Source organism: Aurantimonas aggregata (assembly GCF_010500835.1).
Taxonomy (GTDB): domain Bacteria; phylum Pseudomonadota; class Alphaproteobacteria; order Rhizobiales; family Rhizobiaceae; genus Aurantimonas; species Aurantimonas aggregata.
The window spans coordinates 142520-154840 of sequence record NZ_JAAAMJ010000009.1 but is presented as its reverse complement, the minus strand read 5'-3'; the positions used below and the strand labels follow the sequence as shown (position 1 = coordinate 154840).

The 12321-nt window shown below is 62.0% G+C and carries 8 protein-coding genes and 1 pseudogene; 6 read left to right on the top strand and 3 right to left on the bottom strand.

Annotated features, from left to right (window positions below; all coding sequences use genetic code 11):
• Both GTW51_RS13380 and GTW51_RS13375 read right to left on the bottom strand, forming a co-directional pair.
• Positions 1–577, bottom strand: a pseudogene (locus GTW51_RS13380) (sorbosone dehydrogenase family protein); the annotation flags it as partial.
• A gap of 405 nt (positions 578–982) precedes the next feature.
• The gene (locus tag GTW51_RS13375; RefSeq protein ID WP_163044433.1) at positions 983–2029 is read right to left on the bottom strand and encodes an SMP-30/gluconolactonase/LRE family protein; all 1047 of its coding nucleotides are present in this window, start codon (positions 2027–2029) and stop codon (positions 983–985) included.
• Positions 2030–2988: 959 nt separating this feature from the next.
• Between GTW51_RS13375 and GTW51_RS13370 the strand changes: the two genes are divergently transcribed.
• The 6 genes from GTW51_RS13370 to GTW51_RS13345 all read left to right on the top strand — a co-directional run bounded on the left by GTW51_RS13370 (position 2989) and on the right by GTW51_RS13345 (position 10272).
• A complete protein-coding gene (locus GTW51_RS13370) occupies positions 2989–3855 on the top strand; it encodes an amidohydrolase family protein (RefSeq protein WP_203566065.1) in 867 nt (288 codons plus the stop codon).
• 32 nt (positions 3856–3887) lie between these two features.
• Positions 3888–4910 carry a DctP family TRAP transporter solute-binding subunit gene (locus GTW51_RS13365; protein WP_203566064.1) on the top strand — a complete coding sequence of 341 codons (1023 nt, stop codon included), beginning with the start codon at positions 3888–3890 and terminating at the stop codon, positions 4908–4910.
• A 67-nt stretch (positions 4911–4977) separates the two neighbouring features.
• Positions 4978–5472, top strand: coding sequence for a TRAP transporter small permease subunit (locus GTW51_RS13360; protein ID WP_203566063.1), 495 nt, complete (start codon positions 4978–4980; stop codon positions 5470–5472).
• Positions 5469–6752, top strand: a complete 1284-nt coding sequence (locus tag GTW51_RS13355) for a TRAP transporter large permease (protein ID WP_163044430.1) — start codon at positions 5469–5471, stop codon at positions 6750–6752. The genes GTW51_RS13360 and GTW51_RS13355 overlap by 4 nt, the downstream gene beginning before the upstream one ends.
• Positions 6753–6778: 26 nt before the next feature.
• Positions 6779–9613, top strand: coding sequence for an FAD-linked oxidase C-terminal domain-containing protein (locus tag GTW51_RS13350; protein ID WP_163044429.1), 2835 nt, complete (start codon positions 6779–6781; stop codon positions 9611–9613).
• 467 nt (positions 9614–10080) lie between these two features.
• Complete coding sequence (locus GTW51_RS13345) at positions 10081–10272, top strand: hypothetical protein (protein ID WP_163044428.1); 192 nt, start codon at positions 10081–10083, stop codon at positions 10270–10272.
• An 83-nt stretch (positions 10273–10355) separates the two neighbouring features.
• Here GTW51_RS13345 and GTW51_RS13340 read toward each other — a convergent pair whose 3' ends face one another.
• Positions 10356–10541, bottom strand: coding sequence for a hypothetical protein (locus GTW51_RS13340; protein ID WP_163044427.1), 186 nt, complete (start codon positions 10539–10541; stop codon positions 10356–10358).
• Between the last annotated feature and the right edge of the window lie 1780 nt (positions 10542–12321).

Below are 12321 nucleotides of genomic sequence, written 5' to 3'. Positions count from 1 at the left end.
GCTTGAAGTCGACGAGCTTTTCACCACCGCCTCTGAGGCTCGTATCGCCTGGCCGGTAGTCGAAACACCGAATGCCGTCCGTGTTCCCGAGGTAGAACCGGTCGCCGACCAGCGCCATGCCGAAGGGCTGGTTCTGGTTTTCCACGAAAACCTCGCGGCGCTCGGCGACACCGTCCCCATCCGCGTCACGCCAGAGGGTGATACGATTGGCGCTGGGGCCGATCGCCTTGACGCGGCGCATCGTGGCCTGCTGAGCGTGGTCCATGAGGGTGCGCGGCCTCTCCGGCTGCTCCTTCGACTCCGCCACGAGGACGTCGCCGTTCGGAAGGACCTCGATCCAGCGGGGATGATCGAGGTTCGACGCAAAGGCATTGACCTGAAGCCCCGGCGCGCAGGTCGGCAGGCGCCCTTCCTTCCAGCCCTCTGCGGCGGGAAGTTTCAGGGTCATGATTCCCTGTTTTCGCGCTGCCGGAATCCGGGGTGTCAGCCCGACGGCTTGATGCGACGGAGAACCAAAGCGCCTGACGAGCGCGACAGCGCCACCCACGATTTCAGTCGCCTTCGCGACAATTCCCATAGTCGACCGCCTTGTCCTCAGGAGGATGTATGGAGAGCTCCAACACCTGTAGGGCATTGGCATCGATATGCGGTTTTCATCATGACATGAGGCTACGTCAAGGCGTCTCAGGCTGCCGCATCGGCTCCAGCCATCCCAACATCGGGCGGCCGGGTCGAAGCTCTTTTAGCAGGACGGTCCATAGACCGTCTCCGAATGCGCGAGCCGCGAACATGACCGCGCTCAACAATATGTGGTTGGAAGGGAAAGACTGTAATGGCTCGTGAGGAGAACCGCAGCTATCCGCAAATGAGCTCCAGGAGTTGCCTCCGCTATCGGCACGAATGCACTCCGTCGGCTTCCTGCTAGGCGGGCAGCAGAAGCTGCCCGCCCGTTGTCGACTGACTGCTTGCCGGATGAGGCGGTTCACGCGATGTGCGCGCCTTGGGCAGCAGTATAGATCGTGTAGATCGACTGGCTGGCAGTCAGCAAAAGCCGATTTCGGTGTTCGCCGACGAAGGCCAGATTGGCGCAGCCTTCTGGCGTCTTGATCTGCCCGATCTTGGTACCGTCGGGCGCGTACACGTGGACGCCGTCCAGACCCTCGCCAGCAAATCCGGTCGCTGCCCAGACGTTCCCGTCGACATCGGCCCGCAGCCCGTCGTGAAACCCGTTCTCCAGGGTCGCAAATTCGCGTCTGCCGGTCAGCCGTCGGCCGTTGTCCTCCACCGTCCAGGCGATGATCCGGGACGGCTCGGGATGATGCGTCGCGGCTGAATCTGCGACGTACAGAGTTCGGTAGTCGGGCGAGAAGCAAAGCCCGTTCGGCTTGAAGATCTCGTCGGTCAGCCGGGTCACCGCCCCGCCCGAGGCGTCGATGTGATAGATGCTCGTCGGCAGTTCCAGTTCGCGGACATTGCCTTCATAGTACCAGTGGCTGCCGTAGCCGGGATCGGTGAAGATGATGCCGCCATCATCGGGATGAACGACCGCATCGTTGGGCGCGTTCAGTTGTTTCCCTTCGAAGGTCTCGGCCAGCACCTCGGGCGGGCCCTGACGGCCATAGCGGACGACTCGCGCCGTGGAGTGCTCGCAACTGATCTGCCGTCCTTCGAAATCGAACGTGTTGCCGTTTGAGTAGTTCGAGGCGTGCCTGAGCGGTGTCACCGTCCCCGTCACCTCGTCCCATCGCATCTGACGGTTGTTGGGAATGTCGCTGAAGACGGCGTAGCGACCGACGCCGTTCCAGGCCGGCCCTTCAGCCCACAAGGCCCCGCTCCACTGGCGCTGGAGGGGCGTGTTGCCGATCATGTACTTGGAGAAACGCGGATCGAGAACTTCCCAGGCGCCGTCGGGATAGCGGGACGGCTGCGTGCCAAGCGGCTCGGCCTGGGCATTGGCAATCTTGGGAACGGCGAGCGCGGCGCCTAATGCCGCACTGCCAGCGAGAAGTGCACGTCGATCAATGTCCATGTATTCCTCCCATATTCGGCCTGCCGATCTTGCGGCCGACTTTCTTTCTCCCTTTGATCGGCACACGAAGACTAAGTATTATGGAATGGCTTGGCCAGCCGATCGATCGACGTGCAGGCACCGGCGGCGCGTGTTTGCGTCAGCCGCGTACTTCGTCATGACGGTTGGGTGCTAACAGGAACGACGCCGCTTCAGTGGCTGCTCACCGTATATGCGCCGTGCCCAGGCGCTGCGCCGCTCCCCAACTAATTAAGGCATAGTTCACGAATTGAGACCTCTGCTGGCTCGCATCTACACGCTCTCGGCGGAGCAACGCTACATCTGCGATAGAGACTATGGGTCGAGAGGCCGAATGCCCTGAAAGGTCGTTTGGGGAGTGGCAGCTTTCGGTCTTAATCATCCAGAAGCGGACAGTCCGGTTTCGGCCCGGTCTCGCCATGCGAATTGTTTCTCAATCGTCCTTTGAGAGCAGACGGCCGCTTGCTCTTTTCCGTACTCACCTGGACGCTAGCCCGTCCCGAAGACGTTTCACGCAGGCGGAAGGAAATTATTGCCGAAGCCGCTTTTCGGGGCTCTTGCCCGCCCAAGTGGCAGTTGCTTCGTTTCGACCAAGGGCATCCAAGGACGATTGTCGACGTAGTTGTTGACAATCAATCCTCGAACCCGTTGATTGCCGCCATCGCGTGATCGGGAGACGCGACGGGAGGGAATATGACGTGCCGAGCTGCTGCATTCCTGGAGTCTCCACTCCAGGGGCAACCTCAACTTGACCAGCGTACCGAATTGCATTCTCACCGCGCGCCGGACACCGTGCCCGCGCCGAGGAGTGCCTGGGGACCGGCATGGGCCCGCATCTATTGGTCGCTGATCCGTCGGCGCTCGGCGACTCCAATACTGCAAAACTCCCTGCGAAGTGTTTCTGCCGATCGTCCGTGGCGTGCCGGCTATCGGGGGACGCAATGATCGCCGCCTGCGCCGGCCCCGACCCGGCACCTCGCCGCCCGAAGATCATCCCGCCATCCGGTGCCTGCGACTGCCATGCGCATGTCTTCGGACCGATCGATCGTTATCCGTTCGTGGCGGATCGCTCCTATACGCCGCCCGAGGCCTCCTACGAATCCTATCGGGAAATGCTTCGCGTACTGGGCCTCGACAGGGCGGTGATCGTCCAGCCGAGCGTCCACGGCACCGACAACCGCGTGACCATGGATGCCGTCGCCCGGGCCAACGGCGACTTCCGCGCGGTCGTCGTCGTCGACGACACGGTCATGGACAGCGAACTGGAGGAAATGGCGGCTGGTGGAGCGAGGGGCGTCCGCCTCAATCTTCTCTATCGCAGTGGCAGCGAGGTCTCCGACGTGCGCCGTCTCGCCGAACGCATCGCGCCGCTGGGCTGGCATCTTCAGGTGCTGATTGACGTCTCGACCTTCGGAGATCTGCGCCGCCGTCTCGGCGAGCTTCCGGTCGATGTCGTGTTCGACCACATGGGCCATCTACCCACCGCGAAGGGAACGTCGGATCCCGGCTTCACGGACATGCTCGCCCTGATCCGCGAGGGTCGCGCCTGGGCCAAGCTGTCCGGAGCCTATCGCTTCACGGGCGAGACGCAGCCCCCTTATTCGGATGTGTTGCCTTTCGCCCGCGCCATCGTCGAGGCCGACCCGGAGCGGTGCGTGTGGGCAACCGACTGGCCGCACCCTTCCGTCACCATACCGATGCCCAACGACGGGGCCCTTCTCGACATACTTGCCGACTGGGTGCCCGACGAAGCGACGCGGAACAACATTCTCGTCGCCAACCCGGCGAAGCTCTACGGCTTCGCCTGACATCCGAACAGGCTCCAAGGGAGGACCTCATAGTGCTCGCAATCACAAGACGCGCTTTTGCCGCCACCACGCTGGCGGCGGTTTCGCTCGGCATGCTCGGGGCGCCAGCCCTCGCGCAGCAGCTTCCGATGAAGCTGACCTGGAACACGTCGGATGGACCAAAGGACCCCTACGCGATCGTCGCGCATGCCTTCGCCGACGGTATCGCCGAGCGCATCCCCGACGCCATCAACGTCCAGTTCTATCCGAACAACCAGCTCGGCGACGAGAAGCTGATGATGGAAGGCCTGCGGTTCGGAACGATCGAGGCCGCCATCGTCACCAACGCCCTGATCGCCACCGTCGAACCTGGCTTCCAGGTGGTAGACATGCCGTTCCTCTTCGAGGATGCCGGGAAGGCACATGAGGTTCTGGACGGACCGATCGGTCAGGAACTCATGCGAAGCCTGGAGGATAGCGGAATCATCGGGCTCGGCTTTGCCGAGGGTGGCTTCCGTCACATGATCAACAACGTCCGTCCGGTCACCGCACCCTCGGATGTCGAGGGCGTCAAGTTCCGCGTCATGCAGAACCCGGTCTTCATCGACATGTTCCGGTCGCTGGGCGGCAATGCCGTTCCCATCGGCTGGGGAGAAACGTTCACTGCTGCCCAGCAGGGCACGGTCGACGGGCTGGAGATCCCGCTCGCGGTCATCGCCTCCAACAAGTATTCGGAAGTCGTGGAGTATCTGTCACTGACCAAACACACCTACTCGGCGTTGGGTGTCCTCGTCTCCAAGCGGTTCTTCGACAAGCTGACGCCCGAACAGCAGGAAGCCCTTCGCGAGGCGGCAGCGGCTGCGATCGACACGCAGCGCGATCAGGTGGCTGCCAATGAAAGCGAGATGGTCACGACGCTCGAGGAGCAGGGCATGACCGTCAACGACGTCAGTGACGTTGCCGCCTTCCGCGAGAAGGTCGTGCCGGTCTACGAGGCATTCCGTTCCTCGATCGGTGAGGATCTGTTCGACAAGACTCTCGCGGCGGTAGGCGCCGACAGTCCAGCCGCAAACTAAGCCCTCCTGTGCTGCGCGGCTCGCTCGTGCAGCACAGCCCCTCATGTTCCAGTCCCGGGAGAAGCTCGTGCTGTCACGTCTCGACAGAATCTCGGCGCGCGTCGCTGCGATCACGGAGGTGCTGGTCATCGCGGCCGCGACCGCGATGATTCTCGCCTTGGTTCTCCAGGTCTTCTCGCGCTACGTTCTCGGCTCCGCCTTCTCCTGGACTGAAGAAGCAGCACTCGGCCTGTTCACCTGGACGATCCTGCTGGCGGCCACGACCGCCATCCGCGACGTCGCCCACGTCAAGCTCGACATGATCGTGAGCTGGTTGCCGCCCAGGGCGCGCCTCGTCTGGTCGAGCTTCGTTGCCTTTCTCGTCCTGGCGTTCTGCCTAGTCTTCGCCTGGACCGGCACGTTGTACGTCGAGGAATCGCTGGGACAGGTGACGGCCGCGCTCCGGCTCCCCGTATCGTATGTCTATCTCGCCGCCCCGGTCACCGGCCTTCTCGGGGCTTTCCACGCACTGGTCAGGCTGCTGGTGCCGCTCGACCTCACCAAGACGGACAGCTTCGCATGACGGCGACGGCATGGGCGCTTCTGCTGGTCTTCGCAGGCGGACTGTTCACAGGTGTCCCGATTGCCATCGCGATCGGCCTGGCAGCGGTCGCCGGAATCTACATGGCCGACTTTCCCTGGGTGATCCTCTCGCAGAGGATCATCGCGGGGACGCAGGTGTTCTCTCTGCTAGCCATCCCGGGTTTCGTCCTTACCGGCGATCTGATGATGCACGGCGGCCTGTCCCGCCGGCTCGTCGCGGTCGGCCAGGCGCTCGTCCGGCACATCACCGGCGGGCTCGGCATGGTGACGGTAATCTCCGCCACCTTCTTCGCCGCGATCTCGGGCTCGGCGCCGGCCACGACGGCGGCGATCGGCGGCATCATGATCCCCGAAATGGAGAAGCGCGGCTGGCGACGCGATTTCTCGGCATCGCTGGCGACTGCCTCGGGGCCGATCGGTCAGATGATCCCGCCGTCGATCCCCATGATCATCTGGGGCGTCGTTGCCGAGCAATCGATCGGAAAACTCTTCCTCGCCGGCATCATCCCGGGAATTCTGATCGCCTGCGGTCTCATGGGCGTCTGCTATGTGACGGCACGCCGCAGCAACATCATGAGCAACGAACCGCGCGCCACGTGGAAGGAACTCCGTTCGGCGCTCAACCAGGGCAAGTGGTCCCTCGCGGCCCCCGTCGTCATTCTCGGCGGCATCTATGGGGGCGTGTTCACGCCCACGGAAGCGGCAGCGATCGGCGTCGTCTACGCGCTGCTCGTCGGTCTTTTCATCCACCGCGAACTCAACTACCGGGATCTGCCGTCGATCGTGAAACGGTCCATGCGGACCACGACCATCGTCTGTTTCATCATCGCCACCGCCGCAGCATTCGGCTGGCTGATCACCGTCGAGCAGCTTCCGAACACGATCGCCCAGATCGTCCTCGGCGTGTCTGACAACCCGATCATCATCCTTCTGATGATGAATCTGTGCCTGCTCTTTATCGGCGCCGTTATGGACAACATCGCGGCCATGATCATCCTCGGCGGGATCCTGACCGCCATGGGCGCAAGCCTCGGCCTCGATCCGACGCATCTGGGCGCGATCGTCGTCATCAACCTCGCCATCGGAATGGCGACGCCACCCTTCGGCTATTCGCTGTTCGTCGGGTCGGCGATCTCAGGTGTCCCGATCGAGACCATGACCAAGACGCTGTGGCCGATGCTGCTCGTCATGTTCTTCGTGCTCGGGCTCGTCACCTACATTCCGTGGATCACGTTGGCGATTCCCAGAGCGTTCGGCTGATGCTTGCTGCGGCTAGACAGCCTGAGGTGGGCGCGCTCCTCGAATGTCTTCGGCGAGACGGCTTCAGGGGCGACGTGGTCGCCGATGGCGGCCGCCTGCCGGTCTGGAGCACCGACGGCAGTGTCTACCGGCTGTCGCCGGCGGCGGTGCTGTTTCCGCGTGATGCTACCGATGTCGCGGTTGCATGCCGCGCCGCCTCCGAACTGTCCTTGCCGCTGGTGGGGCGTGGCGGCGGAACCGGCACCAATGGCCAGTCGCTGACCGACGGTGTCGTCCTGGATTTCAAGCGCCACATGGCGGAAATCGGTCCGTTCGACCCGGAGGCAATGACCATCAGCGTGGGCCCCGGCGTGGTGCTCGACCGGCTGAACGCGCATCTCGCCCCGGACGGATGCTTCTTCGCCCCGACCGTCTCGACGGCCTCGCGCGCCGCCGTCGGCGGGATGTTCGGGACCGACGCATCGGGAAAGGGCTCGCGGCGCTACGGGCGAACCTCGGATCATGTCGTCGGCGCCGAAATCGTCACGGCGGATGGCGAAATCCATCAGATCGGTCGGCACCTTTCCGCGTCGGACGTCCAGGCACTCGCGGACGGAAACGGCCGGATGGCATCCGTGATGCGCGCACTGCTCCGGGACGTGCTGCCGAGACGCGAGGAGATCACCCGGGTCTTCCCGGACATGAATCGGGGCTTGACGGGCTACAATCTGAAGGAAGCGATAGCCCCGGACGGGTCGGTGGACCTCGTCAAGCTGCTCGCCGGCTCGGAAGGCACGCTGGCGTTGACGACGCGCCTCGTCCTCAAGGTCACGAGGCGGCCGCAGATCTCGTCGGTCGTCGTGCTCGGATACGAGCACTTTCGCGACGCGCTCGGGGATGTCGGCCGGATTCTCGAGGCCGATCCGCTCGCGATCGAGATCGTTGACGACAAGATCCTCCGGCTGGCGCGGAACGACCCGGTCTGGGGCGGCCTCGGCGAGTCGCTGGGCGACCTCGGTAGTGCGGCGTCGCTGCTTTTCGTGGAGTTTGCAGGAGAGGAGAGGGGCGAGGTGGCAGCCGCCGTCGCCGCGCTGACGTCGATGCTGAAGGTTGATCCGGGGGCCGTCTCGTCGATCAACGTTCTCGACGAGCCATCGTCCGTCGCGAGTGTCTGGGACCTTCGGCGCCAGAGCGTCGGCCTGCTGGGGGCACTGGAGGGACGACGCCGGGCGAGCCCTTTCGTCGAGGATTGTGCCGTCCCGCCCGCGAACCTGCCGGCCTTCGTGGATGGTTTTCGCGAGATCCTCGACCGGCATGGCCTCGATTATGGGATGTTCGGTCATGCCGATGTCGGCTGTCTTCACGTGCGCCCGACGCTTGACCTCATCGAGCCGGCGGATCGCTTGATCTTTCGTACGGTGTCGGACGAGGTTGCCGCTCTTGCCAAGCGCCATGGTGGGCTGCTCTGGGGCGAGCACGGCCATGGTGTAAGGGGCGAATACGGGCCCCTGTTCTTCGGCGACGAACTCTACGGCGTCCTGCGTCGCATCAAGAGCGCCTTCGACCCCGGCAATGTCCTCAATCCCGGGAAGCTCGCCGTGCCGGACGGTGTCCAGGGCGCCCTGATGACGATCGACGGCACGCCGTTTCGCGGCGAGGCCGATGCCGATATTCCGGCGGCCGAGCGGGAGTTCCTCGCAAAGGCGATCTCTTGCAACGGCAACGGCGCCTGTCACGACTGGGACTCGTCCAACGCGATGTGTCCCTCTTTCAAGGCAACGGGAGATCCTGTTCAATCGCCCAAGGGGCGGGCGACGCTGCTCCGCGAATGTGCGCGCCTGTCCGCCATCCGGCCGCTTGACGATGACGATCGCGCGGCGGCGGAAGAAGCGCTTCTTGTCTCGCTCGAGACCTGTCTTTCGTGCCGCGCCTGCACGAACCGATGCCCGGTGCGTGTCGATATCCCGACGATGAAGTCGACCGTGCTGGAGCGGGTCCATCAACGCAGGCCACGCAGCCTGCGCGACCGGATCATCCGCCGATCCGAACGCGTCACCTTGTTCGCCCGGCGATTTCCGCGACTGGCCAACCTGGCGCTCGCCATGGGAGCGAAGCCGCTGGAGCGGATCGCCGCGCTGTCGGATCTGCCGCGCTTCCCCGGGCAGACGTTCGAGCACCGCATGCGCCTGCTCGGCATCCCGCGCTTCGATCGCCAGCAGGGGGCTACCCACGTGCTGCTCGCCGACAGCTTCGTCGGCGTCTTTGACGTAGACGTTCTGGCCGCGGCGGCCGAACTGCTCCATCGGTCCGGTATCGCGCTCGCATGGCACCCGCCCATGGCCAACGGCAAGGCGCTGGACGTTCGTGGATTCGGCGCGGAGCACAGGGCGGTGCGCGCGGCTATGCGGAAACGGCTCGACGATCTCGTTGATGCCGGCATGTGTCTTGTGTCGGTGGAACCTGTCGCGACCACGGCGCTCCGGGAAGCTTGCAGCGCCCCCGGGTCCGTGTGGAGCCTGGAAGACCTCCTGCGCAATCTGGCAGACCGGGGAAACCTGGTCGCCGGTCGAGAAGGCAGGACGTTCCGGCTGCTCAGCCATTGTACGGAAAGCACGGCCGGCCGGACCTCCGCCGAAAGCTGGTCGCGCGTATTCGCGGCATGCGGCCACCGGCTCGTCGTCGAACGGACGGGTTGCTGTGGGATGGCGGGACTGTTCGGTCACGAAAGCGAGCATGGCGCGATGTCGCGTCGCCTGTTCGATCTGTCATGGCGCGACAAGGTCGACGGGGAGGGCGAGGCCCTGGCTACTGGCTTTTCCTGTCGAGAGCAGTCGGCGCGACTGGCCTACCGGTTGCGTCACCCGGTCGAGGCACTGGTCTGAGGGGGCGGAAGAAACGCCCGTTGGACCAGAGCACATCCGGCTTGATCCGGTTCACAGCCCAATGAGGCTTGACCCGGCGGCTGTGGGCTTTTGTTTAGTTCGACCGCAGACACGGGAACAGTAAATGGACGACGCCGCGAAGGATCTTGCCGACAAAATTGCCCTCGCCGAACGAGAGCGGGCGGTGTGGGCAGAGGGTCGGAAAGCGTTTCGCGCCAGCGGCATATTGGCTCTCAATCCGCATTCACCCCACTCTCCCGATCATGCCCTTTGGGCCGAAGGGTTCAATGCTGAGCGGCACGGTAGAAGGTCGTGATGATACGGAAAAGCCCGACTTGGATGCTGGGAACTCGCTATCGCGGCAAAGTGCCCGCCTTCGTCATTTCACGGCTCGCTGCAGGCCCTTCTTTTGTCCGGAACATCTACGCTCCTGCGGCTTTTCGCTGATAACCAGAGGAGGGACAGGGATGTCGAATATGAAGAGCGAAGCTTCCAGAGAGAACAGCGTCTTCGAGGATCCGGAATCGCCCGACGTCAACACCGGCAAGAAGCTTCCGCCCAAGGACGTCGACGAGTCCCTTGGTGACGCCATCGACGAGACGATGGACGAGGAGACCGAGATTCCCGAAAATGACCCGGCCCGGGAGCGCTCGCGCTGATCCGCGCAGGCGTGATCCGACTGGGCATCATCGGCCGCAGCGCCAGTGGAACATGACGAGACGTTGCTCCGCGCGGGTGATGATCAGGGCCAGAGCCGTCTGAAAACCTCGTCGATTGCTCCTTGCGTGACGACGCTGTTGCCGCCGACGAAGAAGATCTCGGTCCGTTCCGCGCCAGCCTGCTTCAGGTGGGTGATCATCTGGATGACGACGACGATCTTCTGATTGTTGGTGTCGAGGAAATGCAGTCGCCCGGGGGAAGCGGCCATGTTGAGTCCTTCTCATGCTGAGCGGCCCTTAGAACCCAACGCGCTGCCGCGGTAAAGCTCGATGGAGCTGCTGCTCTCGGGGAGCTATTTCACCGCCCGTGAAAGAGGGTCGGCGTGAAGCGGAATCGCAGGATTCCGCGGTGGCCGCAGCGCTTTTGGGCGGACCGGTGACGGTCTGGACTTAATCCCTGCGATCCGTGCGCATCGCCCTGCCGCGGGCTCTTTCAGCCGCATCGTCGCCGCGTGAGACGGCGAATAACGGGTTCTCCGACGATGAAACGCTGCCGCTTGCAGGTGGCTGAGCGTCACTGTCCGTAAGAAATAATTTCTGCTTCGACAGCGGCGGGTCGGGCAGATGGGGCTGCGCCCGGTGTATCGGCTCGTGTATCTAGCGGGGTATCGACGGTCGGCGCGCTGAGAAATCAGATCGCCGGAAGAATAGGGTTTTGGCGTTATTTGGCGGAGTGCCCCCCGCCATAAACGTCATTCCATTCAAGGGCTCAAGCCGACAAGTTCGTGAAGCTGCCGCACGCGGACTGAGATGCCGCTGCCGGGGCCACGATCGCGGCACGTCGGCAGCGGTTCGGTGGGCTGCTGACACGCGCCACACGGTCCTCTAGCAGAGCGAACAACACTCAGCTATCGATCAATTTCGGTGCCGGACCTGTAAGCGCTTCCGCGGCATCGAGCCTCACAAGCTTTTCTTTCCAGATGTCGGGCAAGTCGTGGTCCGCTAAAATCCCCCCGCGTTGCGCCGATAATCGACGGGCGTCGGGCTCTCGACCAATTTCAAGAGTAGGTGGCTCCAGCGGCGTATGAGGAATATTCCCGAAGTGTTATCCGGTTACTTATACTCTTCAGCTTGTTGAATATATTATTCGCATTTGGTTCCGAGTGATCCCCATGACGAACCGCTACCAGACGTGAGGGTCCGGGGCCGCTGGAGCATAGCCGGGCGGCAAGGAGCGTCGACTTTTGATGTCGGAACCGTAGGGACGGCAGCTGCAGCGCGTCGTTAGCCGACAAAGCGCTCGACGGGACGTGCGAAACAGCACTGTCTCTTGACGTTAATTATAATACTCAAATCCATCCGGTACCTTTTGTTGAAATTCGATTTCAACACCATCAATCTGAAAAGTCATAGATGTGTTCGAAGTTGCACAATACATGTCGATCATCTGAAAATCTTCAGTTGGAAATTCGGAACCTAGAAGCAAATTAGACAATTATGCATCTGCAAGACTAACCGTTGTTTCAGCATATCTGTATTGTATTTCGTTCTATTTATCAAATGCAATGGCGTGATTTATAAGTCGTGCAAGTTTATCGGTGTCGAGCCGGTCCTTTTTATCTTCCCTATAGATGAAGTCCGAAGGTGCATCCTTCATTTTCTTTCTATTCCTCCGGACTTCGGACCATAGATTTTCCTTGGTTATGCCAATGCGATAACACGCACTCGATATGAACTCCTGTATCATAAATATATTTCCAAGCCGTTACTCCATCAACAATGGCGATTTTGCTACTGCTACAGAGTTACTGGCCATTAACAATTGTATTCCTACTAATATCAAAGAAATCAATGAATCGCTAAAAGAAATATGCTGTAATAGATGCTTATCTTGGATATATATCGATGATATTTATCACTCTTAACGCTTATTACTGTCCGCAACTCGCTTTTCTGGCGGATTCCGCGTAATTTCCGTGCTCTATTCGTCTAGCTTTTGACCATTTGTTTTTTAGGATCCGCTGTATATTTGGCAATGAATATTAAATC

What these genes read in the sequence shown, in the direction of transcription:
- GTW51_RS13375 (WP_163044433.1), bottom strand. Translation starts at nt 2,029, where the DNA reads ATGGACATTGATCGACGTGCACTTCTCGCTGGCAGTGCGGCATTAGGC.
- GTW51_RS13370 (WP_203566065.1), top strand. Translation starts at nt 2,989, where the DNA reads ATGATCGCCGCCTGCGCCGGCCCCGACCCGGCACCTCGCCGCCCGAAG.
- GTW51_RS13355 (WP_163044430.1), top strand. Translation starts at nt 5,469, where the DNA reads ATGACGGCGACGGCATGGGCGCTTCTGCTGGTCTTCGCAGGCGGACTG.
- GTW51_RS13345 (WP_163044428.1), top strand. Translation starts at nt 10,081, where the DNA reads ATGTCGAATATGAAGAGCGAAGCTTCCAGAGAGAACAGCGTCTTCGAG.
- GTW51_RS13340 (WP_163044427.1), bottom strand. Translation starts at nt 10,541, where the DNA reads ATGGCCGCTTCCCCCGGGCGACTGCATTTCCTCGACACCAACAATCAG.